Source organism: Caballeronia sp. TF1N1 (genome assembly GCF_022878925.1).
In the GTDB taxonomy this organism is placed as follows: Bacteria; Pseudomonadota; Gammaproteobacteria; order Burkholderiales; family Burkholderiaceae; genus Caballeronia.
On the sequence record NZ_CP084626.1, the window covers coordinates 2,947,654 to 2,971,399 of the forward strand.

The window sequence follows — 23,746 nt, forward strand, 5'->3', positions numbered from 1 at the left end:
GCGCGGGCGCTCATGCAAGCGCCCGCAGGTTAATCGCGCTTCTTCGCGCGCGGGTGCGCTGAATCGTAGACGCGAGCGAGATGCTGAAAATCCAGCGATGTATAGACCTGCGTGGCCGTGATGCTCGCGTGACCGAGCAACTCCTGCACGGCGCGCAGGTCGCCGCTCGATTGCAGAACATGCGTGGCGAACGAATGCCGCAACACGTGCGGATGTACGTTCGACGGAATGCCCGCGAGGAGCGCCATGCGCTTCACGCGCTCGCGCACCACGCCGGGTGCCATGCGGTTGCCGCGCACCGAAATGAAAAGCGCGTGCGGGTCGTGCTTGACGAATTCGCCGCGTACCGCGATCCACGCGCGCAAGGCATCGACTGCCTTGCGTCCGACTGGAACCGAACGCCGCCGGTTGCCCTTGCCGAGCACCGTCACTTCCTCGTGCGCGAGATTGAGCCAGCCTTGCGAGCGGTATTCGGCGGTCTCGACGAAATGCACGTCCAGCCCGACCAGTTCGGCGAGCCGCAAGCCGGACGAATAGAAGAGTTCGAGAATCGCGTGATCGCGCGCGGCTTCGGTTGTGCTGGCCTGGGGCGCGTCCATGAGCGCCATGGCGTCATCGACGGAAAGCGCCTTCGGCAAGCTCTTCTCGCGCTTGGGCGCGCGAATGGTCGCCACTGGATTCGCGGGCATGTCGACTTGCTGCGCGAACCATCGATAAAACGCCCGCCACGCCGACAGCCGATGCGCGATGGAGCGCGACGACAGCCCCGCCGAATGCGCCCTGACCACCGCGCCGCGCATATCGAGCGCGGTCAGTGATTCGAGCGGACGGTCTTTGGCGAGCGCGCGCAGTTCGCTCAGTTCGTACGTGTAGCCACGCAAAGTGTGTTCGGACAGACGCCGCTCGTGTTCGAGCATCGAAAGATACGTGGCGATGGCTTCGGCGGCGTCCATGGCGATCTCAGTAAGGCATCAGACGGCTCAAAGCCGCGCTGGCCAATGCGCCGATCTGCGTGAGGAAGTCGGTCGCCATGCCGTCGTGAAAGCGGCGCGGATCGGGCGAGCCCATGACGAGCAGGCCGAAGGTGGGCGCATCCGGACCGGCTTGCGGATCGCGCAGGGCGATGAGCGAGATCGATTCGATCTTGCGCTGCGCGGCGCCTTCTCCGGCAACGGTCGTAGCCGACGCCGAGTTCGGCGCGCCAAGCCACTGCGCCGCCGCGAAGCCGCTGTTCGCGCCGCAATACGGCACTTCCAGATTGTTCGCGAAGATGCGCACTTCCTCGCCGACCTGACGCGCGAAGTCGGCCTGGCGATACCCTTCGTCGACATCCCAGACGCGCAGCGCGGCGTGCGGAACGTCGAAGACTTCGCACAGGCCGCGACTGATGGTCGAGGGCAACGCGTATGGATCGCGCTGCGCGATCACGCGCACGGTCCAGCGGTTGAACTTCGTCGAGATGCTGTCGTTTTCGTGGCCGTAGCGCAGCAGTTCGGCGAGGCGCCGTTCGAGTTGCTTGTTCTTGTCGCGCAGCATTTCCATCTGGCGTTCCTGCAGCGACACGGCGGATTTGCCATGCGGATTGGACAACCGGATCGTGCCGAGCAGTTCAGCGTGCTCGGTGAAGAAATCGGGGTTGTCGAGCAGATAATCGGCGACTTCGCGTGGATTCATGGTCGATGGTCGTAATGATGCGATGCGTATGCAAACTCAGCCGGCGATGCGGTCGAGGTCGATCTCGCCTTCGAAAACCGTCGCGGCGGGTCCGGCCATGAAAAGTGGCGCGGATTCGTCGCGTGCGCCGTCCCAGCCGATGGTGAGCGTGCCGCCGTGCGTCTCGACGCGCACCGGCGTGTCGAGCACGCCGCGCCGGATGCCTGCCGCCACCGCCGCGCACGCGCCCGTGCCGCACGCGAGCGTTTCGCCCGCGCCGCGTTCGTAGACGCGCAGCTTGACCGAATGACGATCGACGATCTGCATGAAGCCCGCGTTGACGCGCTTCGGAAAGCGCGCGTGACGCTCGATCAGCGGACCTTCGACGAGCACGGGATACGCTTCCACGTCATCCACGATCTGCACGGCGTGCGGATTGCCCATCGAGACGACGGAAATCCAGCGCGGTTCATTCGCGTAGCCGTTCAGATCGAGCGGCCAGAGCGTGTCGTTGCCTTCGTTGCGGCCTTCGAGACCGTGTGCGTCGAAAGGCACTTCGGGCGCATGAAACACCGGCGTACTCATGTCGACCGTCACTTCGCCATTGGCTTGCATGGTCAGCGTGATGACGCCGTTTTGCACCTCCACGCGCACGGTGGCGGCGTCGGTCAGCTTGCGGTCGCGCACGAACTTCACGAAGCAGCGCGCGCCGTTGCCGCAATGTTCGACCTCGCCGCCGTCGCAATTGAAGATGCGGTATTTGAAATCGACGCCCTCGATGGTCGGCTTTTCCACCAGCAGCAACTGGTCCGCGCCCACGCCGAAATGACGGTCGGCGAGCGCACGCACTTGTTGCGCGCTCAGATCGAGCGCCTGCGTGTAGCCGTCGAGCACGACGAAGTCGTTGCCCGCGCCTTGCATCTTGGTGAATTTGAGTTTCATGGCGCTATTGTATGTGAGCCTCACCGTCACGTTTCATGACGTTTCGCGACGATCTGCGCCACCACGGCGCCATGCGCGCTCAATAGAAGCCCGGCTCGCCCGGCGGACGCGTTTTGAAACGCTTGTGCACCCAGTAATACTGCTCCGGTATGTGCGGAATCTGCTCTTCGAGGAATTCGTTCATGCGGCGCGCGTCGGCTTCGTCGTCGCCAGTGGGGTAGTTCTGCCACGGCTCGAAAATCTTCAGCCGATATCCCTTGTAGTTCGGCAGCACCTCGCCGATGAACGGCACCACTTGCGCCTTGCCCGCTTTCGCCAGCCGGCCGACGGCCGTCAACGTACACGCCTGAATGCCGAAGAACGGCACGAAGGTGGAATTGCGCATGCCGTAGTCCATGTCCGCGCCGAGCATCACCGGTTTGCGGTCGCGCAGCCAGCGCAGCACGATACGCGCGCTGTCCGCACGGCTCGCCATGTCCGCGCCGAAGCGGGCGCGCTGCGCTTTCGCGATTTCCTCGACCTGCGGATTCGAGAACGGTTGATACAGCGACCCGCATTGCCGATGCAGCGAGTAGTTCAGAAAGATCGATCCCGCCTCGATGCCGACGAAATGCAGGCCGAGAAATAGCGTGGGCGGCAGGTTCGGGTCGGAGAGATCGACGGCGCTGTCCACCTCGATCAGTTTTTCGAGCTTCTTGGCCGAGCCGAACCACTGCACGCTGCGCTCCACATAACTGCGGATGGCGTGGCGGAAATGCTGCTGCGCGACTTCCTCGCGGCGCTCGGGCGACCAGTCCGGAAAGCAGAGCGCGAGGTTCGTATGTACGATGCGCTTGCGTCTGCTCGGGATCTGATAGAGCAGCCAGCCGAGTCCGTCGCCGAAACGTGCCGTGATGCCGTAAGGGATGAGCGCCAGAAACTTGAGAAAGCCGAAGGCGAGCGCCACGCCAATGCGCCCTAACATGAGGTGCTCCAGCGAACAGACGGAGGTGAACTATGGACAGAAGATTGTTTCGGGACGAATGGGGACAAGCGTTCGGCTCAGTAAAAACACGGGAAACCGGTATAATAAGACCTTCGCCGAGTTAATGGACAACTTGCGGGGCGAAGCCGGCCGGCCTTCATGCAATCTGTGGAGAAGGGCTGGAGTTTAATGACATCCGCTAAAGCGTCGCCGCTTCAGACTCCGAACGAAGTCGGCTACGTGAGCAAACCACAACGTACTTTAATTGGAGTCTGAAGCGTGTCGAACGACTATCTGTTTACATCCGAATCCGTTTCCGAAGGCCACCCGGACAAGGTCGCCGATCAAATCTCCGACGCCATCCTCGACGCTATCCTGAGTCAGGACAAATACTCGCGCGTCGCAGCGGAAACGCTCTGTAACACCGGCCTCGTCGTCCTCGCGGGCGAAATCACCACGACGGCCAATGTCGACTACATCCAGGTTGCGCGCGACACCATCAAGCGCATTGGCTACGACAACACCGACTACGGTATCGACTATCGCGGCTGCGCGGTGCTCGTCGCTTACGACAAGCAGTCGCCGGATATCGCGCAAGGCGTGAACAAGGCGCACGACAACAACCTCGATCAAGGCGCGGGCGACCAGGGCCTGATGTTCGGCTACGCATGCGATGAAACGCCCGAACTCATGCCGCTGCCTATCCACCTTTCGCATCGTCTGGTCGAGCGTCAGGCGAACCTGCGTCGCGACGGCCGTCTGCCGTGGCTGCGTCCGGACGCGAAGTCGCAAGTCACCGTGCGTTATGTCGATGGCCGTCCGCATTCCATCGACACCGTCGTGCTTTCCACGCAGCACGCACCGGACATCGATCTCTCGGACCTGCGCGAAGCCGTGATCGAGGAAGTCATCAAGCCGACGTTGCCGGCGGATCTCATCAAGGGCGACATCAAGTTCCTGGTGAATCCCACGGGCCGCTTCGTCATCGGCGGTCCGCAAGGCGACTGCGGTCTGACGGGCCGCAAGATTATCGTCGATACCTACGGCGGCGCGGCCCCGCACGGCGGCGGCGCGTTTTCGGGTAAGGACCCGTCCAAGGTCGACCGCTCGGCTGCCTACGCCGGCCGCTATGTCGCGAAGAACATCGTGGCAGCGGGCCTGGCCTCGCGTTGCCTGATTCAGGTGTCGTACGCTATTGGCGTGGCGCGCCCGACTTCGGTCATGGTCAACACGTTCGGCACGGGCCGCGTGTCGGATGCCGAGATCACGAAGCTCGTGCTCGAACACTTCGACCTGCGTCCGAAGGGCATCATTCAGATGCTGGATCTGCTGCGTCCGATCTACGAGAAGTCGGCGGCTTATGGCCACTTCGGCCGCGAAGAGCCGGAATTCACGTGGGAAGCCACCGACAAGGCTCTCACGCTCGCGGAAGCCGCGGGCACGGAACCGGTCGCGAGCGTCGCATAAAGCGTCGTATTGGTTCGGCAGGCAAAACGAAAACCGGCAAGCATCGCGCTTGCCGGTTTTTTTGTGCGTCGCTTTTATCGAAGCCCGCCGTGCGGGCCTTCAGCGTGCCGCGAATGCATACCAACCCGCGCTGCTAGCGGAAATACGTCGCGGACGGCGGCTCGTATGCGCCGCCGCCTGAGGCTTCGGCAGTGCGGGCGCGCGGGCTTGCATCGGACGGCGCAGCAGCGCTCTCAACGACACCTTGCGCGATGCCGTGCGCGCCCGAAGATTGAAGAAGAAGCCGCGAAACCACGAGCGAATGCCAACGACCGGATGCACGTGCATGAGCTGTTCCGCGAGCGCCTGAGTGCGCGCGGAATGGTGGCGCAGTGCGCGAACCACGCCGCGTCGGGCCGGGCGCGCGGCGTGTGAAGCAACTCGGGTCAGGCCGGAAGCGATTCGGTGGTTCATATCGGGAAGAGTCGGTTGCATGTAGGCAACTCGACGATAGTCGTCTTAAAAATAGCGATCAACGGATTCGATCCAACGAGCCTGCGGAAGTTGCACCGAATTGATGCAGGCAATGTACAGGACCATTATTACTCCGGTAAGTCCGCGTTTTCCCTGCTGAATGCCGGACGAAACGCCGGTCGCGCCGTTAAAGCGCAGGCCGAACGGGCTTTAGCCGCGCGTGAGATTTACAATCGTGCTATTCGCCCGGATGCCGGGTATTGCGATGGTTGAATGAAGTCACGTGAAGCCGTCGAGGTAAGAACTGAAATGTCCGAACACAATCCGCTTCAATCGAAATCAGAACAAGTGCGCGAATTGCGCGAGACGGGCTTCGTCGTCGTCAAGGGGCTGGTGCCTGAAGCGCGCTGCCAAGCGTTACGCGAAGTTGCGCGCCGCCAGTTGGCGGAGGCGGCGACGCCGCTCGAATTCGAAGCCGATCTGAAATACCCCGGCGCGCCCGATTCCCGGGACGCGCCCGGCGGACACACCGTGCGCCGTCTGCTTGACGCCTACGTGCGTGATCCGCTCTTCGCCGAGTTCGCGACATCGCCCGAGATTCGCGGCTGGATGGAGTTGTACTTCGGCGAGACGCCGTACCTTTCGCGTGCGCATCACAACTGCGTGATGACGAAGCATCCCGCTTACGGCAGCCTCACCGGCTGGCATCGCGACGTGCGTTACTGGGGCTTCGAGCGCGACGATCTGGTTTCGACATGGCTCGCAATCGGCGATGAAACCGTCGACAACGGCGCGCTCTGGTTCGTGCCGGGCTCGCACAAGCTGCCGTTCACGTCCGACCGCTTCGATGAAGCGAAATTCTTCCGCTCCGACCTGCCCGAAAACGCCGCGCTGATCCGCACGGCGGTTTCGCCCGCGCTCGAACCCGGCGATGTCGTGTTCTTCCACTGCAATACGCTGCATTCGGCGGGCAAAAACCTCAGCGATAAGGTGAAATTCTCGCTCGTCTACACGTATCACGGTGCGAGCAACGTGCCGTTGCCAGGCACGCGGTCGGCCGCGAAACCGGAAGTGCCGCTCGTCTGAGCGCGTTTTGCGTTTTATCGGCGGGATGACGGCAGCGCAAGGCCGATCATTCCCGCGAGCGTGGCCACGACGCCGCCCGCGAGCAGCCAGATAGTCTTGTTCGTGGGCGAGCCGGTGAAAAAGCGCGATACGTCGTTACTCAACGAATGAAACGACTGGCCACCGAAATAAAGCAGCACGATGCCGCCGACAATCAACGCAACGGAAATCGCTCGGGTCATGGGCCAGTCTCGCGGAAGGTAAGGCGCGACAGGTTATTCAATCTTCCCGCTCGCGTCCAGTCGTCCCGGTTTCAGGTGATCTGCTCGCGCGTCAGCGGCTGAATCTTGCGCAGCAATTCGGCCTGCACGCTCGCGTGATCGCTCGCGCGCGTCCATGCGCCCACGTTGAACTTGACGCCGGTGTCGGTGTAATCCGTTACCGCGATCCACGGAGCGGACGGCGCTTCCTGCACGATACGCGGATCTTCGCTCACGAGCCGGCGCAATTCCTCGAGCACATGTTCGACCTTCTGACCGTGCGCCACCTGAAAGTTGAGCACCACGCGGCGGCGTTCGTTCGCGCTGTAATTGGTGATGGGATTCGCCCAGATCGTGCTGTTCGGCACGAACATGACGATGCCGTCGGCCTTGGTGAGGCGCGTGGTGAAGAGACCGATTTCGTTCACGGTTCCCGCCGTCGTGCCGACGCCCTCGATGTAATCGCCCACGCGGAACGGACGCAGCAACAACAGCATCAGCCCCGCCGCGATGTTCTGCAGCGTGCCCTGCAACGCCAGGCCAATTGCCAGTCCCGCCGCGCCGAGCACGGTCAGGATACTCGCCGCCGCGATGCCGAACTTGCCGAGCGCGGCCACGATGGCGACTACGCGAATGGCCCACATCGCCACGCTGGCGAGCACCGGCGTGAGCGTGGCGTCGATATGCGTGCGCCCAAGCGTGCGCCGCAGCGCGTTGGCGACGAAGTTCGAAATCCACCATCCGACGGCAAGGATCAGGATCGCCATGAGGAAGTCGATGCCATACGTCACGGCAAGGGCTAATAGGGAATCGTAGGCAGGGCGCAGCTTATCGATAGAGTTCATCGGTCAGATTCCTTCATTTGGGATTTGCATTGGTCTGGCGTCGGACCAGAACGTTCCCGCGTAGGCCGTCTGGACGAGGGTCGTACGGCTTGCGGCGGATTGGCTTAACATTGTCGGCCTCGACCGGCGGAGCGGCGAGCACGTGCCGCACAACGCCCGAACGCAGTCCCCGAAACCGATTCAGTCAACCAGCACGCAAAGGGAATTCGATATGGCATACGAAGCAGCTTCCGAGCGTTATACGCAGATGCAATACCGCACGTGCGGCAAGAGCGGATTGAAACTTCCTGCGTTGTCTCTTGGTCTGTGGCACAACTTCGGCGATACCACGCCCATCTCGACGCAACGCGAAATTCTGCGCACGGCATTCGATCTCGGCGTCACGCACTTCGATCTCGCCAACAACTACGGCCCGCCGTATGGCAGCGCGGAAACGAACTTCGGCCGGATCTTCAAGGACGACTTCCGGCCGTATCGCGATGAGCTGCTGATTTCGTCGAAGGCCGGCTGGGACATGTGGCCGGGACCTTACGGCAACGGCGGCGGTTCGCGCAAGTATGTGCTCGCGAGTCTGGATCAAAGCCTGAAGCGCATGGGCCTCGATTACGTCGATATTTTCTACTCGCATCGTTTCGATGCGGACACGCCGCTCGAAGAAACCGCTGGCGCGCTCGCCACCGCCGTTCATTCGGGCAAGGCGCTGTATGTCGGCATTTCATCGTATTCGGCGTCGAAGACGCGTGAAATGGCGCGCTTGCTGGCCGAGCACAAGGTGCCGCTCTTGATCCATCAGCCGTCGTACAACATGCTGAATCGCTGGATCGAACACGAACTGCTCGATACGCTCGACGATCTCGGCACCGGCAGCATCGCGTTCACGCCGCTCGCGCAGGGCTTGCTCACGAGCAAGTATTTGAACGGCGTGCCGCAGGATGCGCGCGTGAACAAGGCGGGCGGCGGATCGCTCAAGCAGGAGCATTTGAGCGACGAGAATCTGGCGCATGTGCGCAAGCTCAACGAACTCGCGGAGCGTCGCGGTCAGAGCCTCGCGCAGATGGCGCTCGCGTGGGCGTTGCGCGGTGGCCGTGTGACTTCGGTGCTGATCGGCGCGAGCCGCGCGGAACAGGTCGTCGAGAACGTCGCCGCGCTGAAAAATTTGGAATTCAGCGCAGAGGAACTCGCCGAGATCGACAAGCACGCGCAGGAAGGCGGCGTGAATCTGTGGGAGAAGCCGTCGACGGATCAACGCATCTGATCGCGTCGTCCCGCCTTTGTCCCGGCCCGACCGTCAGAAGGGTATTTTGGGATAATTGCGGAATCCGTTGCTATCATGCGGGCTCGGCGGCTTTTTGGCTGTGATTTGCGGCGTGTTCGACGCGCGTCTCCCGTTCTTCGCAATCATTCGCCAGGCCGAGCAGCCAGGTGCGCGCCGTCCCGCAAAGTCCCACGCGCGTCCAGCCAGTCTCAATGCCGCACGGCCGCGACACGACGGCAAATGTCGATCGGGTTAAAATGCTCGATTGCGCCGGGTTGTCCGGCTGGGTTGTCTGGTTTGCGCGCGTGCTTCGGCTCAAGGCTTGAGCAGGCCGCGTGATACCGAAGCGCCGACATCAGCCCATACGATCGTCCTTTTGCGTAGTTGAGCGCGGCAAAGTCTTTTCGATGCCCGTTCCCGCCAGAGCATTCGGCTGGCGGCGAGCGGCACCGCGTCATCGCATCATCGTTCTCGCACAGTCCAAGAAGCCATGAGCAACCTTAATTCTCAAACCGTTCTGAGCGTCCACCACTGGACCGACACGCTCTTCAGTTTCACCTGCACTCGCGATTCGTCGTTCCGCTTCGAGAATGGTCAGTTCACGATGGTGGGCCTCGAAGTCGAAGGCAAGCCGCTCTTGCGCGCCTATAGCCTCGCGAGCGCGAACTACGAGGAGCATCTCGAATTCTTGAGCATCAAGGTGCCGGACGGCCCCCTGACGTCGCGCCTTCAGCATTTGAAGGTGGGCGATCCCGTGCTGATCGGCAAGAAGCCGACGGGCACGCTCGTCGCCGACAACTTGTTGCCGGGCAAAACGCTGTGGCTGCTTTCGACGGGCACGGGCCTCGCGCCTTTCATGTCGATCATCAAGGACCCGGACGTCTACGACCGCTTCGACAAGATCGTGCTGACGCACACGTGCCGTTTCGTCGATGAACTCGCGTACAAGGACTTCATCACCGAGCACTTGCCGGCGCACGAGCATATCGGCGAGATCGTGTCGGAGAAGCTCGTGTACTACCCGACCGTCACGCGTGAAGAGTTCGCGAATCGCGGCCGGATCACCGACCTCATCGAAACGAAGAAGCTGTTCGCGGATTTGTCGGTCGATCCGTTCTCGGTTGAAAACGACCGCGTGATGCTTTGCGGCAGCCCGCACATGCTGCGCGACACGCGCGAGTTGCTCGACAGCCTTGGCTTCAAGGAAGGCAGCAACAATCATCCGGGACATTACGTGGTGGAAAAGGCTTTCGTCGGCTGATTCGACTGCTGTTTGTCCTGTCGAGAAAACCGGTGCTTTCGTGCGCCGGTTTTTTTTCGCCCCGATTCGCCGGGGTATTGTTACAAATTGGCGGCCTGCGGCCACGACGCCGGGTCGTCAGCGAATAGTGGCAATGTTTGCCAAACGGCATGAGGTTCACGTCTGAAAGCCTTGTCCGATATGGCTTTATGATAATTTTGAGATATGATTCCGCAACGCTCAGACGGATGACGCAACGGTATCGTCCGTCGTCGATGTTACGGAGTGTAAATTTAGTTACGCCACATGTGTCTTCTGGCGACGTAACTCTAGTTGCGCTCACTTGGGAGACATTGAATGAACTCGTCGGCCAGAATTCCGCCTGAAACACGCAAGGCGCCGCGCGCGTCCGCTTCGCTAGTCTCCGTGCCGATCGACGCACACCTCAAGAGCGATCGCCAAGTGCGCAGTCTCGCGGCGCGCATCGACGAACTCACCACGCAACTGGCCGCCATCGAAGCGCACACGCGCGGCACGCTCGCGCAGGACCTGCACGACGAGATGGGCGCCGTGCTGACCGCCGCCAACCTGGCGATTTCCCGCGCGCAATACTGGCTTCCCGCCAATGCCCCCGCCGCTTGCGCCGATGCGCTTCGCCAGGCGCGCGACTGTATCGCGGAAGCAGGCGAAGCGAGTCATCGAATCGTCGAGGATTTGCAAGCGCCGCCCTTCGACACCGGTTTCACCACCGGACTTGCCGACTGGATCGCCACCTTCGGCGCGCGTGCCGCCATTCATGTCGATTTCGTCTGCCCCGACGATTCCCGCTTCGACGATCTCCCGCCTGGTCTCGCCGTCGCGCTTTTACGCGTGATGCAGGAAGCGTTGACCAATGTCGCACGCCACGCCCGGGCGACGCGCGCGCGAGTCAATGTCGAGCGTGACGCGCAAGGCGTGACGCTCGTCATCGACGATGACGGGATCGGCATGACGCCTGCCGCGCGTCGCAAGACCGGCCGCTTCGGCCTGCCCGGCATGCGTGCGCGATGCGAGGCGTTCGGCGGCAGCATGCGCGTCGCTGCATCGGAGATGGGCGGCGTCGCGGTGCTCGCGCGCATTCCGCTGGTATGCCCGCCGCGTCCGGTTCGGCGCGCGGCCAACGCCTGAGGCCGCGCATGGCGCTGCGCATCCTGCTCGCCGACGACCACGCCATCGTGCGCCGTGGCGTCGCGCAATTGCTGATCGAGCGCGAGCTGGCCTCGGAGGTGATCGAAGCCGGAACCGGCGTGCAGGCGCTCGCACTCGCCGCGCGCCACGCGCCCGACGTGGCGATGCTCGACATTTCGCTTCCCGATGTGAACGGTCTCGACGTGCTCAAGCGCCTGAAGCGCGACATGCCGCGTCTGCCAGTGCTGATGTTTTCGATGCATCGCGAAGATCAATATGCCGTGCGCGCGCTCAAGGCCGGCGCGGCGGGTTATCTCTCGAAGACGGCGGACCCGGCGCTCATGATCGGCGCGATCCAGCAAGTCGCGGCGGGCCGAAAGTACGTGAGCCCGGAAATGGCGGAAGCGCTTGCGAACTACGTTTCGCTTGGTTCGGAATGCATGCCGCACGAGCAACTCTCTGACCGCGAATTCCAGACGCTGTGCATGCTGGCTTCGGGCAAGCGGCTCACGGACATCGCACGCGCGCTTTCGCTGTCGGTGAAAACAGTGAGCGTTTATCGGGCGCGCTTACTCGACAAGATGCAGCTTGCGAACAACGCCGAACTGACCTTCTATGTGATGAGCCATCGCCTCATCGACATGAACCCGGCAATAGCGGGCTGAATGGTTCCTGAATTTATCTTAAACAAGATAAAAAACGAACGATTTGTAAAAAATGCGCAAGGAAAGGGCGTCTCATGCTCGTTCTTTGGGCATGCTTCCAGTCTCCGCTAAACTATCGGGTTTTCCCGAGGTACGGTGCCTTTGAGCGCCTTTAGGAGACTCACCGCAATGTCGTTGTTCCGCAAGAAAAACATCGAGCACATGCTGGCTGCCACCCACAGCACGTCGCTCAAGAAGACTCTGGGCGCGCTCGATCTCACCTTCCTTGGTATTGGCGCCATCATCGGCACCGGCATTTTCGTGCTGACGGGAACCGGCGCCGTGCAAGCCGGCCCGGCGCTCATGGTTTCGTTCATCGTCGCGGCAATTGCGTGCTGTTTCGCGGCGCTTGCCTACGCCGAGTTCTCATCGACCATTCCGGTTGCCGGTTCCATCTATACCTATTCTTACGCCACGCTTGGCGAACTGGCTGCGTGGATCATCGGCTGGGATCTGATGCTCGAATACGGGCTTGCCACTTCCGCCGTGTCGGTCGGATGGTCGGGTTATCTGCAATCGCTACTGTCGGGCTTCGGCATCTCGCTGCCGACCGTACTGACCGCCGCGCCCGGCGCGTTGCCCGACCACGTCACCTATTTCAACCTGCCTGCATTTCTGGTGATGATGGCGATCACCGCGCTCTTGTCGGTCGGCGTGAAGGAATCCACGCGCGTGAACAACATCATGGTCGCGATCAAGGTGACCGTCGTGTTGCTGGTGATCGCCGTCGGCGTGTTTCATGTGACGCCTGCCAACTGGCATCCGTTCATGCCGAATGGCTGGTCGGGCGTATTCGGCGCGGCGGCGGTGATGTTCTTCGCGTTCATCGGTTTCGATTCGGTGTCGTCCGCCGCCGAGGAGGTGAAGAACCCGAAGCGCGATCTGCCGATCGGCATCATTTCGTCGCTGGCCGTGTGCGCGGTGCTGTATGTCGCCGTCGCGGCGGTCGTGACGGGCATCGTGCCGTCGGCGCAGTTCGCGGGCGTTTCGCATCCGGTTTCGTATGCGCTACAAGTGGTCGGACAGAACTGGGTCGCGGGTTTCATCGACTTAGGCGCGGTGCTCGGCATGCTCACCGTGATCCTCGTCATGAGCTACGGGCAGACGCGCATCATCTACGCGATGTCGCGTGACGGTCTCTTGCCCGCGCGGCTCTCGAAAGTTCATCCGCGTTACTCGACGCCTTTCTTTACAACCTGGCTCGTCGGCATTTTCTTCGGGCTGATCGGCGCGCTCGTGCCGCTCAACGTGCTGGCGGAGCTCATCAACATCGGCACGCTCGCGGCGTTCTCGATGGTGTCCATTGCCGTGCTGATCCTGCGCCGCACGCATCCGGACTTGCCGCGCGCGTTCCGCTGTCCTGGCGTGCCGGTGGTGCCCATTTTCGCGGTGGCGTCGTGCCTGTTTCTCATGCTCAATCTCAAGGCGATGACGTGGGTCGCGTTCGTCGTTTGGCTCGTGATCGGCCTCGCGATTTATTTCGTCTACTCGCGCCGGCATTCGGTGCTCGGTCGCGCGCAGGCTTCGAAAAACGTGCTGTAAGGCGTCTTGCGCGCCAGTTGCATGAACGCCGCCTTCGGGCGGCGTTTTTCTTTTCAGAGCCGCAAGCGAAGACGAGCGAAGAAAGGCAAACGCATCCACCGGCAAGTAAGCCCAATAGCTACGCTCGCCGATTTGTGCTTTACTCGGCTCTGCAAACATGAACGCGCATCACACGATTTCCCAGCCAAACGCTCACAGCAGCAGGTCGGCAGGTTCAGGACGTGGTTGACGTGAGTGGCGAAGCAAGCGAGTGGCGTAAGGCTGGTCCATCCCCACAGCAGTCGGTCTGCCGTGACCGGAATAGAAGCGGATAGCTTCGCTTCGAGTCGTCGCAGAGAAACTGCACGAGGCCCGCGTATGGAGCAAAAAAGCTCCGGCCGGGTCGCAAAGGAGACAGTAATGACGCTCAGCATCAGCCTGACGGTCAACGGCAAACCCGTGACCGCCAACGTCGAACCGCATCTTCTGCTCGTCCAGTTTCTACGCGAACAACTCAGGCTCACCGGCACGCACATTGGCTGCGATACCGCGCAGTGCGGCGCGTGCACCGTGCATCTCGAAGGGCGCGCGATCAAGTCGTGCAACATCCTCGCCGCGCAGGCCGACGGCATGGCGGTGACGACTATCGAAGGCATGGCGAAAGACGGCGAGCTTCATCCCATGCAGGCGGCCTTCAAGGAATGCCACGGTCTGCAATGCGGTTTCTGCACGCCGGGCATGGTGATGAGCGCGAGCGCACTCGCCGCGCAATCTCCGGATCTCTCCGAAGAGGAAGTGCGCGAGCAGCTCGACGGCAATCTGTGCCGCTGTACGGGCTATCACAACATCGTCAAGGCGGTCCTGCAGGGCGCGCAATCCATGAGGTCGGGCGGCTAGAAACACTAGCTGCACTCTGTCGATCGATCCGGATTTCGCGCCTATCAAGGAGACCGCGATGAATGCCCCTGAGCAACAGAAACTGATTGGCGCTGGCATCAAGCGCAAGGAAGACTATCGCTTCCTGACGGGTGCCGGCCAGTACACCGACGATGTCGTCCTTCCACAGCAAAGCTACGCCGCGTTCCTGCGCTCGCCTCACGCGCACGCGAAGATTCGCGGTATCGACATGGAAGCGGCCAAGGCTTCGCCGGGCGTGATCGCCATTTTCACGGGCAAGGATCTTGCCGGCGAAAACGTCGGTGGCTTGCCGTGCGGCTGGCTGATCCACAGCACCGATGGCTCGCCGATGAAAGAGCCGCCGCATCCCGTCATTGCGAACGAAAAGGTGCTGCACGTGGGCGATCAGGTCGCGCTCGTGGTCGCCGAATCCATCAAGGAAGCGAAGGACGCGCTCGAACTCATCGAGGTCGATTACGACGTGCTGCCCGCCGCGGTCGATACCGGCAGCGCCGCCGGCGACGGCCAGCCGCAAGTGCACGACAGCGTGCCGAACAACGTCTGCTACAACTGGGGCCACGGCGACAAGGCCAAGACCGACGCCGCCTTCGCGCAGGCCGCGCACGTGACGACGCTCGATATCGTGAACCAGCGCCTCGTGCCGAACGCGATCGAACCGCGCGCCGTCAACGCGAGCTATTCGAAGCACGACGAAAGCTACACGGTCTACGTCGCGAATCAGAACCCGCACGTCGAGCGGCTGCTGATGGCGGCGTTCGTACTGTCGCTGCCGGAATCGAAACTGCGGATCATCGCGCCGGATGTGGGCGGCGGATTCGGCTCGAAGATTTTCCTGTACCCGGAAGACGTGGCGCTGACGTGGGCGTCGAAGAAAGTCGGGCGTCCGATCAAGTGGACGGCCGAGCGCTCCGAAGCGTTTCTCTCCGACGCGCATGGCCGCGATCACGTCACCAAAGCAGAACTCGCCATCGACAAAGACGGCAAGTTTCTCGCGATGCGCGTGCACACGACGGCGAACATGGGCGCGTATCTGTCGACGTTCGCCTCGTCGATTCCGACCGTGCTCTACGCGACCTTGCTCGCCGGCCAATACACCACGCCCGCGATCTACGCCGAAGTCAAAGCGGTCTTCACCAACACCGTTCCCGTCGATGCCTATCGCGGCGCGGGCCGTCCGGAAGCGACCTATGTCGTCGAGCGGCTCGTTGAAACGGCGGCGCGCGAGTTGAATATCGATCCGGTCGAACTGCGCCGCCGCAACTTCATTCGCGAGTTTCCGTACGCGACGCCGGTCGGCCTGACCTACGACGTCGGCGATTACGACGCGTGTCTGAACCGCGCGCTCGAACTCGCGGACGTGCAAGGCTTTGCCATGCGCAAGGCGGAATCGGAGAAAGCGGGCAAGCTACGCGGCATCGGCTATTCGTGCTATATCGAGGCGTGCGGGCTCGCGCCCTCGAATGTCGCGGGGGCGCTCGGTGCGCGGGCAGGCTTGTTCGAGGCGGGCGAAGTGCGCGTGCATCCTACCGGCTCGGTCACGGTTTTCACCGGCTCGCACAGTCACGGACAAGGGCACGAAACGACCTTCGCGCAAGTGGTCGCGGACCGGCTTGGCGTGGATATCGACAACGTCGAGATCATTCACGGCGACACGGGCCGCATTCCGTTCGGCATGGGCACGTATGGCTCGCGCTCCATTTCGGTCGGCGGCTCGGCGATCATGAAGGCGCTCGACAAGGTGGAAGCGAAGGCCAAGAAGATTGCCGCGCATCTGCTCGAAGCAGCGGTGGAGGACATCGAGTTCAAGAACGGCACGTTCCGCGTGGCGGGCACGGACCGCACGAAGAGTTTCGTCGATGTCTCGCTTGCCGCCTACGTGCCGCACAACTTCCCGCTGGAAACCATGGAGCCGGGGCTGAACGAAAACGCGTTCTACGACCCGACCAACTTCACTTATCCGTCGGGCGCGTATGTCTGCGAAGTGGAAGTCGATCAGGACACGGGCGAAACGCGTATTCAGAAGTTCACGGCGGTCGATGACTTCGGCAACGTGATCAACCCGATGATCGTCGAAGGGCAAGTGCATGGCGGGCTTGGCCAGGGAGTCGGCCAGGCGATGCTCGAGCGCTGCGTCTACGACGACACCACCGGCCAGTTGCTCTCAGGCTCGTATATGGATTACGCGATGCCGCATGCCATCGACTTGCCGAACTTCACCGTCGAAACCGCGAAGGGCACGCCGTGCTCGCACAATCCGCTCGGCGTGAAGGGCTGCGGCGAAGCGGGCGCAATCGGCTCGCCGCCCGCCGTCATCAACGCGATTCTCGATGCCCTCGCGCCGCTCGGCGTGAAGGATTTGCAGATGCCCGCGACGCCCCATCGCGTGTGGTCCGCAATGCACGCCGCCCAACGCGCCTGAAGGGAGAACGAACATGTACGCATTCGACTATCAACGTCCCGGCGAAACTCAGGCTGCGGTTGCCGCGCTTGCCGCTAACGGCGATGCCAAATTTCTCGCGGGCGGCCAGAGTCTCTTGCCGACCATGCGCTTGCGGCTCGCGCAGCCATCGGCGCTCGTGGATGTGACGCGCATCGCGTCGATGAAAAGCATCGCGCTCGATGGCGGCAAGCTGATCATCGGCGGCGCCATGTGCCACGCGCAGGTTGCATCGGACGAACAGGTTCGAAAGGCGCTGCCCGGTCTCGCCGATCTGGCTGGCCGAATCGGCGACAGACAGGTGCGCGAGCGCGGCACGATTGGCGGTTCGCTTGCCAACGACGACCCCGCCGCGTGCTATCCAGCCGCCGTGCTTGCGCTGAACGCGACGGTGGTGACGGATCGCAGGCGCATTGGCGCGGATGAGTTTTTCATCGACATGTATCAGACCGCGCTGGAGCCGGACGAGTTGATCGTCGCGGTGGAATTTCCGCTCGCCAAGCGCGCCGCGTACGAAAAGTTTCGCAACCCTGCTTCGCACTTCGCGCTCGTCGGCGTGTTCGTTGCAAAGCATGAAGACGGCGTGCGCGTTGGCGTGACGGGCGCGGCGTCTTCCGTGTTTCGTGCGGCCGAGCTGGAGGCGGCGTTGTCGAAAGACTTTTCCGTCAGCGCGGCGCGAGGCGTGAAGATCCTGCCCGGCGAACTCAACGACGACATGCACGCGAGCGCGGAATATCGCGCGCATCTGATTCCGGTGCTGGCGGGCCGGGCGATCGAACGCGCCAACTCGTTTTAGGCAGCACGTCGAAGTCATTCAGCAACCAAGCGGCGGATTTCGAGTCCGCCGCGCCTTCCCATGATGCCGAACGAGCCGGATTCCATCGACGACACGCTCGCGCGACTGCGCGAGCATCAATACTTCGCGAACCGCGAGCTCGCGACGGCGCTTTTTCTCGCGCTGAAAATGCAGCGGCCGCTCTTTCTCGAAGGCGAACCGGGCGTCGGCAAGACCGAACTCGCGAAAGCGGCGGCGGGTCTGTGCGGCACGACGCTCTTGCGCCTGCAATGCTACGAAGGTCTCGATACGGCGAGCGCGCTCTACGAATGGGACTATCCGCGTCAGATCATGGCGCTGCGGCTCGCGGAAGCATCGGGTGAAACACCCTCGAACGATTCGCTGTATCGCGGCGAGTTTCTGTTGAAGCGTCCGTTGCTTCAGGCGCTGCTGCCCGATCCTTCGAACGCGAACGCGCGGCGCGTGTTGCTCATCGATGAAATCGATCGCGCCGACGAGCCGTTCGAAGCGTTCCTGCTCGAACTGCTGTCGGACTTTCAGGTGTCGATTCCCGAGTACGGCACGGTGCGCGCCACGCATCCGCCTCTCGTCGTGATGACCTCGAACCGCACGCGCGAAGTACACGATGCGCTCAAGCGCCGCTGTCTTTATCAGTGGATCGGCTATCCCGCGCGCGATGTCGAGCTCGAGATCGTCGCGGCCCGCGCGCCGGAAGCGAGCCGCGACTTGCAGGCGCGAGCGGTCGGCTTCGTGCACGAGTTGCGCACGCTGGATCTGTTCAAGGCGCCGGGCGTCGCGGAAACCATCGACTGGTGCCGCGCGCTCGCGGCGTTGTCGGTGTCGGAACTGGACCCGCAGTCGGTGCGCGACACGCTCGGCGTGTTGTTGAAGTATCAGGACGACCTCGCGCGCATGGACGCCGACACGCTCGCGCAATGTCTTTCGGCTGCGCGGTCATAGCGATGGAGACCATCGCGCGCAACGTCGTGCACTTCGTCAGGCTGCTGCGCGGCGCGGGCCTCGGCATGTCGCCCGCGCATGCCGTCGATGCCATCGACGCGCTGCGCTTCATCGATCTGCGCCGTCGCGACGACGTGCACGCGACGCTCGCGTGTCTGCTGGTTCACGCGAGCGACGAGCGCGGCATCTTCGACGCGGCCTTCGATCTCTTTTGGCGCGATCCCGACTGGGAAGGCAAGCTGCGCATGCTGTTGCTGCCGAAAGTGACGAACGGCATGCCGCCGCCCAAACGCAACAACCGTCTCGCCGATGCGCTCGCCACGCGCGCGGTGTCATCGGCTGAAACGAAGCGGGAAGGCGCGACCGAGGAAGCGCACGCGCGCCTCTCGTTCAGCGCGCGGGAACGCCTGAGCCAGCGCGATTTCGATACCCTGAGCGCCGACGAATGGCGCACGCTGCGGCATCAGATTCGCGCGCATCGGCTGCCGCTTGCGAGCGAGCCGACGCGCAGGCTCAAGGCGGCTTCGCGCGGCACGCACGCCGACCTGAAGGCGAGCGCGCGTCACGCGGTTCGTTCAGGCGGCGACTGGACTGTGTGGAAATACCGCGCCGTCGTGGAACGCCGGCCGCCGCTCGTCTTGTTGCTCGACATATCCGGCTCGATGAGCGCATATTCGCGCGCCGTGCTGTACTTCTGCCACGCGCTTTTGCAATCGCGCGAGCGCTTGCAGGTGTTTCTGTTCGGCACGCGTCTAACCAACGCCACGCGCGCGTTGCGTGAGCGCGATCCGGACGTCGCGATTGCCGCGCTCGGGCTTCAGGTCGCCGACTGGTCGGGCGGAACGCGCATTGGCGGAGCGCTCGCCGAGTTCAATCGACGCTGGGCGCGCCGCGTGCTTGCAGGTCGCGCGACCGTTCTTCTCGTCACCGACGGCCTGGATCACGAGGCCATCGACGTGCTCGAAACCGAAATTGCGCGGCTGCATCGTTTCGCGCATCGGCTGGTGTGGCTCAATCCGCTTCTGAGATTCGCCGATTTCACGCCGCGCGCCCGAGGCGTGCGCGCGATCCTGCCGCACGTCGATGCGATGCTCGCGGCCCACAATCTCGACAGTCTCACCGCTGTCGGACGGGAACTGGCGGCGGCGCACGGCCGGCACGATTCAGGCGCGCGTCGCGTCCCGTGAGTATCAGGGAGACGAAAAATGGAACTGTCCGAAACGCATGTCTTGCCGGTGCCCCAGGCGCGGGCGTGGGAAGCGCTCAACGACACGGAGATTCTGAAACTTTGTATCCCCGGCTGCGACAGCATCGACGCGGAAGGCGAGAATGCGTATGCGGTCGCGATGACGGCGGCGGTCGGCCCGGTCAAGGCGCGCTTCAAGGGCCGCATGGAACTGACGAATATCGACGCGCCGAAGACGTACACCATCGTGTTCGAAGGGCAGGGCGGCGCGGCCGGTTTCAGCAAGGGCAGCGCGACGGTCAATCTGGAACCGGGCGAGACCGCCGACACCACCAGGCTCACTTACAGCGCGAATGCGCAGGTGGGTGGCAAGCTGGCGCAGATCGGCTCGCGGCTCGTGGATGGCGCGGCGCGCAAAATCGCGGGCGAGTTCTTCAAGCGCTTCAGCGCGCAATTGCAGGGCGCAAGTGGACCGGCGAATGAATCGGCGGACGCTGAAAACGGCGGCGACGCAGGGCAGGAACAGGGAAAGAAATCATGGACAGCGTGGATCTCGAAGTCTTGAAAAACAGCGCGCGATGGCTCGATGAAGGTCATCGCGCATTGCTCGTCACGGTGGTGAAGACGTGGGGCTCGTCGCCGCGCCCGGAAGGCGCCATGCTCGCCGTGCGCGCCGACGGCCACGTGGTCGGATCGGTGTCGGGCGGGTGTATTGAAGACGATCTGATCGAGCGCGTGCGGCAACGCGGTATCGAGCAGACGAAGCCGGAAGCGGTGAAGTACGGCATCAGCGCGGAAGAAGCGCATCGCTTCGGCTTGCCGTGCGGCGGCACGATTCAGCTCGTGCTGGAGCCGTTGACGAAGGACAGCGGCATCGCGGAACTGTGCTCGGCGGTGGAAAGCGGGCGGCTCGTCGCGCGCACGCTCGACATGGCGACCGGCCGCGCGCGTCTCGAACCGGCGCAAGCTACCGATGGCGTGCTCTTCGACGACGCCACGCTGCTCACCATCCACGGGCCGCGCTATCGCATGCTGGTGATCGGCGCGGGGCAGTTGTCGCGCTATCTGTGCAGCATCGCGGTGGGGCTGGATTATCAGGTCACCGTCTGCGATCCGCGCGTGGAATACACGGACGAATGGAACGTGCCGGGCACGACCATCGTGCGGACCATGCCCGACGATACCGTGATGGACATGAAACTCGACGAACGCTGCGCGGTCATCGCGCTGACGCACGATCCGAAGCTCGACGATCTCGCGCTGATGGAAGCGCTGAAAACGCCTGCCTTCTATGTCGGCGCGCTGGGATCGCGGCGCAACAACGCCGCGCGGCGCGAGCGTCTGAAGGAGTTCGATCTCAACGAAGCCGAACTCGCGCGACTGCACGGGCCGGTGGGCATTTATATCGGCAGCCGCACGCCGCCCGAGATCGCGGTGTCGATTCTCGCGGAAGTCACGGCGGCGAAGAACGGCGTGTCCTTGCCGGAATTGCTGAAGGTGGAAGGCGCAAAGGCCGCGCGGGAAGTCGCGGGAAGTGGCGAGGTGTGTGGCGTATGAGTTTGGCGACCCCGAATTCGCAAGCTCAGGCCCGCATCACGCGCGGCCTATAATCGTCGTTCTCATCCGCGCGGCTAATTTCGATGCGCCAAGCCTGCGCGGACAGGTCATCGAACTATTTCCAATCCGCACCGAATGCCCGGCAAACCCTTGACCGGCGATGCCCGCCGCGCAATCGCGCAAGCGGATGCGCCGCCGCAACCCGCGTCCGTCAGAACCGGGCAGCGTCACATGAGCCACCGTGCGTTACGCGGGTGGTCCGTGGTGCATCGCTGGACGAGTCTCATCTGCACCGCGTTCATGTTGCTGCTCTGTCTGACGGGCCTGCCGCTCGTCTTCGGTCACCAACTCGACCTGCTGACGGGCGATGCCATCGAAGCGCCTGCGCTGCCCGCATCGCAGGCGAATGCGCGCGCGAGTTACGACGCGGTCTTGCACGCCGCGCTGAGGGAGCATTCCGGCCACGTTGCGCAGTACATGATCTGGGAGCCGGACGAACCGCTTTTGCCTGTCATCGTCACCGCGCCTCGCGCCGATACACCGCCCGACGACACGCTAAGCACCACCGTCGATGCACGCACCGCGAGGCCGCTCGGCATGCCGCCGGGAAAGGGATCGCTCAAGTTCGTGCTGCTGAAACTGCACGTCGATATGTTCGCCGGACTTTTCGGCAAACTGTTCCTCGGCGCGATGGGCGTGATGTTTCTCGCGGCGATTGTCTCGGGTGTCGTCGTGTATTTGCCGTTCTGGCGCAAGGTCGGCCTCGGGCGCGTGCGGCTTGCGAAGAAGCGGCGCATCGTCTGGCTCGACTGGCATAACGCCATCGGCATGTTGACGCTCGCGTGGGCGCTATTGGTCGGCGCGACCGGTTCCATCAACACGCTCGCCGATCTCATGCTCGATGCCTGGCGTAACGATCAACTCGCGCAGATGCTCGCGCCTTATCATGGCCAGCCGCCGGTGACGGTGCGCGCAACCGTCGACGATGTCGTGAAGACCGCGCAGGGCGTCGCACCCGGCATGATTCCGTCGTTCGTGGCGTTTCCGGGGACGCGCTTCAGCAGTCCGCATCACTATGCCGTGTGGATGCGCGGCGACGGCATTCTCACGACGCGAATCCTGCGGCCGGTTCTCGTGGATGCATCGACCGGCGCGCTCACCGATTCACGCGAATTGCCGTGGTATCTGAAAGTGCTGCTTGGCTCGCAGCCATTGCATTTCGGCGATTTCGGCGGGATGCCGCTCAAGATTTTCTGGGCAGCGTTCGATTTGCTGACTATCGTCGTGCTGGGAAGCGGTTTGTATCTTTGGCTCACGCGGCATAATCCGCGGAAGAGGAAGGCATAGAGCGGCGCGCGTGGTTCGCGCCGGCATGGCAAGGGCCGGCCATGGGGGAAAAGCGGAAAAACGCGGCAAAACGGCGACACCGCGCATCCAAACCGCTTCGCCACGCGCCAAGCGCGCTAGGGAGCGCCTTACATCAACCCACAAGCAATTGCCGCGATCAGCGAGACGGTGACGATCACCACACCCGCCGTGCGCCGCTTGTTGAGCTCGGTCCACAACAGCACGCCAGTCAGCGACAGCAATATGATGCTGCCCGCGAACGTATCGATGAGCAGCACCCAGCCCACGCTCAGACCCACGCCCTTGTGCAGGTTCGTCATCATTGCGAGGAAGGTGTTTTCGGTGCGCTTCACCGACACGAAGTTATTGCCCACCCAGTATTCCGCCTGCACGTTGCCGCCTGGCGTGGCCAGTGCCACCGACCACTGCTCCGGCTGCATCGTGCTCTTGTCGCCCCAGCCGACCGGATGCGCGGGCTCGCGACGCGTACGGCCAAGCTGACCGTCGATCTTCAATTCCTTCTTGAGCCACGTCCCCATGTCGCGCGGCGACTTGAATCCTTCGGCGGGCAAAGGCATCTGCATCTGCGAAACCTGCGGTTCGCCTGTCGAGATACGCAGCGGCGGCGCGCGGTGATTCAACAGGAAACCGGTCGTGCCGAACAGTAAGCCGAGTAACGCGCCCCACAAGCCGATCCAGCCGTGCACCTTTCGCAGCCATTTGAGAAAAACCGAACGGCGCGAGCGATTTTTGCGGACGAACTGCTCGGCATCGTCGATAAGCCGATGCGGCCGGTAGGAAGCGCCGCTCGTCGCGGATGGCTGCGGATTCAGTGTATCGGGCGCGTTCACGCGTCTCTCCGGAAGTGGGTCTGGTTCGGGCAAAGCCTCGCCGCAGTCGGCTAGACACGCGTTCAAATGCGGCGTCGGCGAGAGGCAACGAAGAGGCAATCAGATGAGAATCGTTATCATTACATGTCGAAAAACCTAACTCAACGTTTTTCGACTAA

At 62.8% G+C, this 23,746-nt stretch carries 23 protein-coding genes; 15 read left to right on the top strand and 8 right to left on the bottom strand.

All coding sequences use genetic code 11. The features are described 5' to 3' along the window. Positions 1 to 29 precede the first annotated feature (29 nt). The 4 genes from xerC to LDZ28_RS13830 all read right to left on the bottom strand — a co-directional run bounded on the left by xerC (position 30) and on the right by LDZ28_RS13830 (position 3,559). Positions 30 to 953: a tyrosine recombinase XerC gene (gene xerC, locus LDZ28_RS13815; RefSeq protein WP_244826661.1), complete on the bottom strand. Its 924-nt coding sequence runs from the start codon at positions 951 to 953 to the stop codon at positions 30 to 32. A gap of 7 nt (positions 954 to 960) precedes the next feature. Next, complete coding sequence (locus LDZ28_RS13820; protein ID WP_244826662.1) at positions 961 to 1,674, bottom strand: DUF484 family protein; 714 nt, start codon at positions 1,672 to 1,674, stop codon at positions 961 to 963. Between the two features lie 36 nt (positions 1,675 to 1,710). Beyond that, complete coding sequence (dapF, locus tag LDZ28_RS13825) at positions 1,711 to 2,595, bottom strand: diaminopimelate epimerase (protein ID WP_244826663.1); 885 nt, start codon at positions 2,593 to 2,595, stop codon at positions 1,711 to 1,713. A gap of 79 nt (positions 2,596 to 2,674) precedes the next feature. Beyond that, complete coding sequence (locus LDZ28_RS13830) at positions 2,675 to 3,559, bottom strand: lipid A biosynthesis lauroyl acyltransferase (RefSeq protein WP_244826664.1); 885 nt, start codon at positions 3,557 to 3,559, stop codon at positions 2,675 to 2,677. 279 nt (positions 3,560 to 3,838) lie between these two features. Here LDZ28_RS13830 and metK point away from each other — a divergent pair, with 279 nt between their 5' ends. Beyond that, complete coding sequence (metK, locus tag LDZ28_RS13835) at positions 3,839 to 5,026, top strand: methionine adenosyltransferase (RefSeq protein WP_244826665.1); 1,188 nt, start codon at positions 3,839 to 3,841, stop codon at positions 5,024 to 5,026. A 99-nt stretch (positions 5,027 to 5,125) separates the two neighbouring features. Here metK and LDZ28_RS13840 read toward each other — a convergent pair whose 3' ends face one another. After that, a complete protein-coding gene (locus LDZ28_RS13840; protein WP_244826666.1) occupies positions 5,126 to 5,479 on the bottom strand; it encodes a hypothetical protein in 354 nt (117 codons plus the stop codon). A 309-nt stretch (positions 5,480 to 5,788) separates the two neighbouring features. On the opposite strand from LDZ28_RS13840, the gene LDZ28_RS13845 reads away from it, so the two are divergent. Next, positions 5,789 to 6,565, top strand: a complete 777-nt coding sequence (locus tag LDZ28_RS13845) for a phytanoyl-CoA dioxygenase family protein (protein ID WP_244826667.1) — start codon at positions 5,789 to 5,791, stop codon at positions 6,563 to 6,565. Positions 6,566 to 6,579: 14 nt separating this feature from the next. On the opposite strand, the gene LDZ28_RS13850 is transcribed toward LDZ28_RS13845, so the two are convergent. Both LDZ28_RS13850 and LDZ28_RS13855 read right to left on the bottom strand, forming a co-directional pair. Beyond that, on the bottom strand, positions 6,580 to 6,786 hold the full coding sequence (locus LDZ28_RS13850; RefSeq protein ID WP_244826668.1) for a DUF3185 family protein: 207 nt from the start codon (positions 6,784 to 6,786) through the stop codon (positions 6,580 to 6,582). Positions 6,787 to 6,857: 71 nt separating this feature from the next. Then, positions 6,858 to 7,649 (bottom strand): mechanosensitive ion channel family protein, encoded by a 792-nt coding sequence (locus tag LDZ28_RS13855; RefSeq protein WP_244826669.1) that lies wholly within the window; start codon positions 7,647 to 7,649, stop codon positions 6,858 to 6,860. 211 nt (positions 7,650 to 7,860) lie between these two features. On the opposite strand from LDZ28_RS13855, the gene mgrA reads away from it, so the two are divergent. The 13 genes from mgrA (at position 7,861) to LDZ28_RS13920 (ending at position 22,737) form a co-directional block, all read left to right on the top strand. Further along, the gene (mgrA, locus tag LDZ28_RS13860) at positions 7,861 to 8,904 is read left to right on the top strand and encodes an L-glyceraldehyde 3-phosphate reductase (RefSeq protein ID WP_244826670.1); all 1,044 of its coding nucleotides are present in this window, start codon (positions 7,861 to 7,863) and stop codon (positions 8,902 to 8,904) included. Positions 8,905 to 9,394: 490 nt separating this feature from the next. Next, positions 9,395 to 10,165 carry a ferredoxin--NADP reductase gene (locus LDZ28_RS13865; protein WP_244826671.1) on the top strand — a complete coding sequence of 257 codons (771 nt, stop codon included), beginning with the start codon at positions 9,395 to 9,397 and terminating at the stop codon, positions 10,163 to 10,165. Between the two features lie 336 nt (positions 10,166 to 10,501). Next, entirely contained in the window at positions 10,502 to 11,311 is an 810-nt protein-coding gene (locus LDZ28_RS13870) for a sensor histidine kinase (protein WP_244826672.1), read from the top strand. A gap of 8 nt (positions 11,312 to 11,319) precedes the next feature. Further along, positions 11,320 to 11,976, top strand: a complete 657-nt coding sequence (locus tag LDZ28_RS13875; RefSeq protein WP_244826673.1) for a response regulator transcription factor — start codon at positions 11,320 to 11,322, stop codon at positions 11,974 to 11,976. A 168-nt stretch (positions 11,977 to 12,144) separates the two neighbouring features. Beyond that, positions 12,145 to 13,557, top strand: coding sequence for an amino acid permease (locus tag LDZ28_RS13880; protein WP_244826674.1), 1,413 nt, complete (start codon positions 12,145 to 12,147; stop codon positions 13,555 to 13,557). Positions 13,558 to 13,956: 399 nt separating this feature from the next. Beyond that, positions 13,957 to 14,433 carry a (2Fe-2S)-binding protein gene (locus LDZ28_RS13885; RefSeq protein ID WP_244826675.1) on the top strand — a complete coding sequence of 159 codons (477 nt, stop codon included), beginning with the start codon at positions 13,957 to 13,959 and terminating at the stop codon, positions 14,431 to 14,433. A gap of 58 nt (positions 14,434 to 14,491) precedes the next feature. Next, on the top strand, positions 14,492 to 16,873 hold the full coding sequence (locus LDZ28_RS13890; RefSeq protein WP_244826676.1) for a xanthine dehydrogenase family protein molybdopterin-binding subunit: 2,382 nt from the start codon (positions 14,492 to 14,494) through the stop codon (positions 16,871 to 16,873). A gap of 13 nt (positions 16,874 to 16,886) precedes the next feature. Continuing rightward, positions 16,887 to 17,687, top strand: a complete 801-nt coding sequence (locus tag LDZ28_RS13895) for a xanthine dehydrogenase family protein subunit M (RefSeq protein ID WP_244826677.1) — start codon at positions 16,887 to 16,889, stop codon at positions 17,685 to 17,687. 63 nt (positions 17,688 to 17,750) lie between these two features. Further along, a complete protein-coding gene (locus tag LDZ28_RS13900; RefSeq protein WP_244828145.1) occupies positions 17,751 to 18,647 on the top strand; it encodes a MoxR family ATPase in 897 nt (298 codons plus the stop codon). After that, a complete protein-coding gene (locus tag LDZ28_RS13905) occupies positions 18,623 to 19,834 on the top strand; it encodes a VWA domain-containing protein (RefSeq protein ID WP_244826678.1) in 1,212 nt (403 codons plus the stop codon). Before LDZ28_RS13900 ends, LDZ28_RS13905 begins: the two co-directional genes overlap by 25 nt. A gap of 18 nt (positions 19,835 to 19,852) precedes the next feature. Further along, on the top strand, positions 19,853 to 20,398 hold the full coding sequence (locus LDZ28_RS13910) for a CoxG family protein (protein WP_244826679.1): 546 nt from the start codon (positions 19,853 to 19,855) through the stop codon (positions 20,396 to 20,398). Then, positions 20,371 to 21,390 carry an XdhC family protein gene (locus LDZ28_RS13915; protein ID WP_244826680.1) on the top strand — a complete coding sequence of 340 codons (1,020 nt, stop codon included), beginning with the start codon at positions 20,371 to 20,373 and terminating at the stop codon, positions 21,388 to 21,390. Before LDZ28_RS13910 ends, LDZ28_RS13915 begins: the two co-directional genes overlap by 28 nt. Positions 21,391 to 21,525: 135 nt before the next feature. Then, entirely contained in the window at positions 21,526 to 22,737 is a 1,212-nt protein-coding gene (locus tag LDZ28_RS13920) for a PepSY domain-containing protein (protein WP_244826681.1), read from the top strand. Positions 22,738 to 22,865: 128 nt separating this feature from the next. On the opposite strand, the gene LDZ28_RS13925 is transcribed toward LDZ28_RS13920, so the two are convergent. Beyond that, the gene (locus LDZ28_RS13925) at positions 22,866 to 23,588 is read right to left on the bottom strand and encodes a PepSY-associated TM helix domain-containing protein (protein ID WP_244826682.1); all 723 of its coding nucleotides are present in this window, start codon (positions 23,586 to 23,588) and stop codon (positions 22,866 to 22,868) included. Positions 23,589 to 23,746 lie beyond the last annotated feature (158 nt).

Excerpts from the sequence above, each read along its gene's own strand:
- xerC (WP_244826661.1), bottom strand. The coding sequence starts at position 953 with ATGGACGCCGCCGAAGCCATCGCCACGTATCTTTCGATGCTCGAACAC.
- LDZ28_RS13820 (WP_244826662.1), bottom strand. The coding sequence starts at position 1,674 with ATGAATCCACGCGAAGTCGCCGATTATCTGCTCGACAACCCCGATTTC.
- dapF (WP_244826663.1), bottom strand. The coding sequence starts at position 2,595 with ATGAAACTCAAATTCACCAAGATGCAAGGCGCGGGCAACGACTTCGTC.
- LDZ28_RS13830 (WP_244826664.1), bottom strand. The coding sequence starts at position 3,559 with ATGTTAGGGCGCATTGGCGTGGCGCTCGCCTTCGGCTTTCTCAAGTTT.
- LDZ28_RS13840 (WP_244826666.1), bottom strand. The coding sequence starts at position 5,479 with ATGAACCACCGAATCGCTTCCGGCCTGACCCGAGTTGCTTCACACGCC.
- LDZ28_RS13845 (WP_244826667.1), top strand. The coding sequence starts at position 5,789 with ATGTCCGAACACAATCCGCTTCAATCGAAATCAGAACAAGTGCGCGAA.
- LDZ28_RS13850 (WP_244826668.1), bottom strand. The coding sequence starts at position 6,786 with ATGACCCGAGCGATTTCCGTTGCGTTGATTGTCGGCGGCATCGTGCTG.
- LDZ28_RS13855 (WP_244826669.1), bottom strand. The coding sequence starts at position 7,649 with ATGAACTCTATCGATAAGCTGCGCCCTGCCTACGATTCCCTATTAGCC.
- mgrA (WP_244826670.1), top strand. The coding sequence starts at position 7,861 with ATGGCATACGAAGCAGCTTCCGAGCGTTATACGCAGATGCAATACCGC.
- LDZ28_RS13865 (WP_244826671.1), top strand. The coding sequence starts at position 9,395 with ATGAGCAACCTTAATTCTCAAACCGTTCTGAGCGTCCACCACTGGACC.
- LDZ28_RS13870 (WP_244826672.1), top strand. The coding sequence starts at position 10,502 with ATGAACTCGTCGGCCAGAATTCCGCCTGAAACACGCAAGGCGCCGCGC.
- LDZ28_RS13875 (WP_244826673.1), top strand. The coding sequence starts at position 11,320 with ATGGCGCTGCGCATCCTGCTCGCCGACGACCACGCCATCGTGCGCCGT.
- LDZ28_RS13880 (WP_244826674.1), top strand. The coding sequence starts at position 12,145 with ATGTCGTTGTTCCGCAAGAAAAACATCGAGCACATGCTGGCTGCCACC.
- LDZ28_RS13885 (WP_244826675.1), top strand. The coding sequence starts at position 13,957 with ATGACGCTCAGCATCAGCCTGACGGTCAACGGCAAACCCGTGACCGCC.
- LDZ28_RS13890 (WP_244826676.1), top strand. The coding sequence starts at position 14,492 with ATGAATGCCCCTGAGCAACAGAAACTGATTGGCGCTGGCATCAAGCGC.
- LDZ28_RS13895 (WP_244826677.1), top strand. The coding sequence starts at position 16,887 with ATGTACGCATTCGACTATCAACGTCCCGGCGAAACTCAGGCTGCGGTT.
- LDZ28_RS13900 (WP_244828145.1), top strand. The coding sequence starts at position 17,751 with ATGCCGAACGAGCCGGATTCCATCGACGACACGCTCGCGCGACTGCGC.
- LDZ28_RS13905 (WP_244826678.1), top strand. The coding sequence starts at position 18,623 with ATGTCTTTCGGCTGCGCGGTCATAGCGATGGAGACCATCGCGCGCAAC.
- LDZ28_RS13910 (WP_244826679.1), top strand. The coding sequence starts at position 19,853 with ATGGAACTGTCCGAAACGCATGTCTTGCCGGTGCCCCAGGCGCGGGCG.
- LDZ28_RS13915 (WP_244826680.1), top strand. The coding sequence starts at position 20,371 with ATGGACAGCGTGGATCTCGAAGTCTTGAAAAACAGCGCGCGATGGCTC.
- LDZ28_RS13920 (WP_244826681.1), top strand. The coding sequence starts at position 21,526 with ATGCCCGGCAAACCCTTGACCGGCGATGCCCGCCGCGCAATCGCGCAA.